The 3,717-nt window shown below is 48.1% G+C and carries 2 protein-coding genes; one reads left to right on the plus strand and one right to left on the minus strand.

Features of this window, described 5'->3' with window-relative positions; genetic code table 11:
- Positions 1-71 precede the first annotated feature (71 nt).
- Positions 72-2,519 carry a glycoside hydrolase family 2 protein gene (locus VN105_RS24180; protein ID WP_325645068.1) on the plus strand — a complete coding sequence of 816 codons (2,448 nt, stop codon included), beginning with the start codon at positions 72-74 and terminating at the stop codon, positions 2,517-2,519.
- Between the two features lie 234 nt (positions 2,520-2,753).
- Here VN105_RS24180 and VN105_RS24185 read toward each other — a convergent pair whose 3' ends face one another.
- Positions 2,754-3,632: a nucleoside phosphorylase gene (locus tag VN105_RS24185; protein WP_325645070.1), complete on the minus strand. Its 879-nt coding sequence runs from the start codon at positions 3,630-3,632 to the stop codon at positions 2,754-2,756.
- Positions 3,633-3,717 lie beyond the last annotated feature (85 nt).

Here is a 3,717-nt window from a genome sequence, read left to right on the forward strand (position 1 = left end):
GTAAAAGTTAAGCCTGTTTAGTCATCGGGAATTATGTATATTTTGCTACCGTACCTGTTTTAGCCATTAAGATGAACTGGAAGATCACAACCCTGTCAACCACTCAATTTAACCACAAAGAAATAAGTAACTCCATGATGAGAACACCACTATTACTGGCCATTGCCTTGTTATTATGCAGTCTTACCCCATTACAGGCACAAACCGGCTATAAAATGAAACCTGTTGCCATCCAATCCAGGTGGGCGAAACAAGTGAGTCCGCAAAATGCATTGACCGCTTATCCGCGGCCCCAGCTGGAGCGGAAGAACTGGCAAAACCTCAACGGTCTCTGGGAATATGCCATCACTGCAGCGGGTGAACCGGCGCCCTACAATTTCGACGGGCAAATACTTGTGCCCTATCCGTTAGAATCAGCATTATCGGGCGTAAAGAAAACCCTGCTCCCCGAACAGCGTCTCTGGTACCGTCGCAAATTTGATATTAACCAGGCAGCAGGAGAGAGAACGCTCCTGCACTTCGGGGCGGTAGACTGGCAAAGCAAAGTATACCTCAACGGAAAGGAAGTGGGTGGTCACACCGGCGGCTATACGTCGTTTACCATTGATATTACCAATGCGGTAAAGAGCGGCGAAAACATCCTTGTGCTGAATATCTATGACCCGTCGGACAGGGGCATAGGTCCCTCCGGTAAACAGGTACTGAACCCTGCCAACATTTATTATACCCCAAGTTCCGGTATCTGGCAAACTGTATGGCTGGAAAAGGTGCCCACCAATTATATCTCAGGTCTGAACTTCACACCGGATATCGATCAGCAATTACTTACCCTCACGGTAGATGCGCCTGCAGGATACACGGTAGAAGCGGTGGCTTCGGCCAACGGCAAAACTGCCGGTAAAGTAAAAGGTAAATCCGGCACTCCGTTACAGCTGAAAATAGATAACCCTGTTTTGTGGTCGCCGGGAACCCCTTTCCTGTACGATCTTTCCGTGAAGCTGCTAAAAGGAAGCACGGTAACCGATGAAGTGAAAAGTTATTTCGGCATGCGTAAGGTATCCATCGCCAAAGATGAAAAAGGAGCAGACCGCATCTTCCTCAACAACAAGCCTTACTTCAACCTTGGCACGCTGGACCAGGGTTTCTGGCCCGATGGCCTCTACACGGCGCCCACCGATGAAGCGCTGGCATTTGATATCAAAGCCATCAAGGCAATGGGCTTTAACACCATCCGTAAACATATTAAAGTGGAACCGGACCGCTGGTACTACTGGGCAGATAAACTGGGTATGCTGGTATGGCAGGATATGGTGAGCCCCAACCACAGTTTGCCGGAAGGGGCCAAAGCGGCGTTTGAACAGCAATGCAAAGAAACGCTGGCACAGCTGCATAATTATCCCTGCATAACTACCTGGGTACTGTTCAACGAAAAATGGGGGCAGTTCGATCAACAACGCTTAACAGAATGGATCAAACGCAGCGATCCCTCCCGCCTGGTGAATGGCCACTCCGGAGAATATCTCTATGTAAACGAAAAGCTCCGTAGTCCCAGCCCCAATGCATACATCAGTGCGGACCTCACCGATGTACATAGCTACCCCAATCCCATGAACGCCATAAAAATGCCAGGGAAAGCCCGTGTACTGGGCGAGTTCGGCGGTATTGGCGTATTCATTCCCGATCACCAGTGGAATACCAACACGGCATGGGGATACATCCAGGAAAAGCCCGGTGCGCTGAAATCAAAGTATACCATTATGAACCAGCATTTGCAGCTATTGGAGCGGCAAGGGCTATCCGCCAGCATCTATACCCAACCTTTTGATGTGGAAAGAGAACAGAACGGCCTGCTTACCTACGACCGGGAAGTAGTGAAAATACCGTTTGCGGAAATGAGGAAGATCCATGCGCCGCTGAATAAAGACATGGGCACTATCCCGGAAGTAGCTGCACAGGACGCCGATCTTACAGAACCCGGTGCTATCTACAGCGCTATGTTGCAGGAGTATATTGATGGTAAAAGGGATCCGGAGTTCCTGAGAAAACTGGCCATGATGGCAGTACAATCAGGCGATAAAGATGGCGCGGCCCTGGCCGGCGCCGGTTACTTCGCGGTGATGAAACAACCCTATTCAGAAGACGATCTCCGCTACGTGATGCAGGTAACCGGCAGCACCCGCGATACCGGCTTCTTCATCATCCGCAATAACATGGAAGCTATCGATAAAGCAATGGGCGCAAGACAAGCCGCCGTAAAAATGATGAACCTCATTTACCAGGACCTGATAGCCCCCTCCCTGCCCGAAAATGGCGCTAACCCCAACTGGGACGCCATTTATACCACAGTAAAACCCTATGGCGCACCGGGAGAGGAAATATACCTGCGGGCAAGAACTATTTATCTCCTCAATAAACAAGACAAAACAGCCTTTAAACCAATAGCTAAAGAATACCTCGATAAATACGGGCAGTTTGTAAAGCTCGATGAAAAGAAAAAGATAGAGGCGTTTATGAACTAGCGCGGATTTTGTCTGACTCCGGATTAAACTGATTACGCTGATTACCCTGATTTGATTACTTTGGATTTAAAATGATTTGGGGAGATATAAGCGGATATATCTGAGATATAAACAAATACATCTATTACCAGTATCTTCAAAAATCCTTTTAAAATCAAAGAAATAAAATCAGGGTAATCAGCGTAATCAGTTTAATCCTGAGTCAGACAAAATCCGCGTAGTCGCCGAAGGCGACTACATTCCCGCAATAATGCCAAGCCCTTTCTCTATAAGCGCCGCCACCGCAGCACTGCCGTCTTTGCTGAACTCTTTGCTGATGCGGTTGGCAACGATAGCGCTGATGGAAAGGCATTCGTGGCCAAGTACGCGCCCCATGCCGTAGATGGCAGAGGTTTCCATTTCAAAGTTGGTGATACGGTGATGTTCGTAGTTGAAGTTGGTAAGATTATCAATCAGGTCGGGGTTCGATAGTGTACCGCGGAGTACGCGGCCCTGCGGTGCATAGAACCCTGGGCAGGTAACGGTGATGCCTGTATGAAAACCTTCTGTGAACAATGCCTGCAATTGGGAGGATGCTTCAAAGAGGCATGGATTGGCGCCTCCGGGTTGCAGGAATACCTGTCCGCGGAAAGATTGCATCAGTTGTTTTTCCGCACTGGTATTTTCAAACGCGTAGTAATTCATGAGGTTGTCGAGGCCAAGACCATGCGACGACACCACGAAGCTGTCTACCGGGATGCTTTCCTGCAGCGCGCCGGAAGTACCGAGGCGAATGATCTGCAGGGAAGTGAGGGTAGGTTTTACCAGGCGTGTTTCAAAATCTATATTTACAAGTGCATCCAGTTCATTGAATACAATATCGATATTATCGGTGCCAATGCCGGTGGAAACCACGGAGAGACGCTTGTTGCCGATATAGCCGGTATGCGTCACAAATTCGCGGTGCTGATGTTTGCTTTCTATTTTATCAAAGTGTTTACTTACTGCACCTACACGGTCTGGGTCGCCAACGGTGATGATGGTATGAGCCAGTTCATCCGGTTTTACATCCAGGTGATATATGGCTCCGCGGCTGTTGATGATCAGTTCTGATTCTGCAATACGATTATCCATTTGTACTAATTTTTATTATTCGCAAATCAACATTTCCAGTGTCAATATTCCTTTGTTCTGCTATATTATCAAAATATTTTTTCAG

Origin of the sequence: Chitinophaga sp. (assembly GCF_035564935.1) — a bacterium.
Lineage (GTDB): Bacteria > Bacteroidota > Bacteroidia > Chitinophagales > Chitinophagaceae > Chitinophaga.

Excerpts from the sequence above, each read along its gene's own strand:
- VN105_RS24185 (WP_325645070.1), bottom strand. The coding sequence starts at position 3,632 with ATGGATAATCGTATTGCAGAATCAGAACTGATCATCAACAGCCGCGGA.
- VN105_RS24180 (WP_325645068.1), top strand. The coding sequence starts at position 72 with ATGAACTGGAAGATCACAACCCTGTCAACCACTCAATTTAACCACAAA.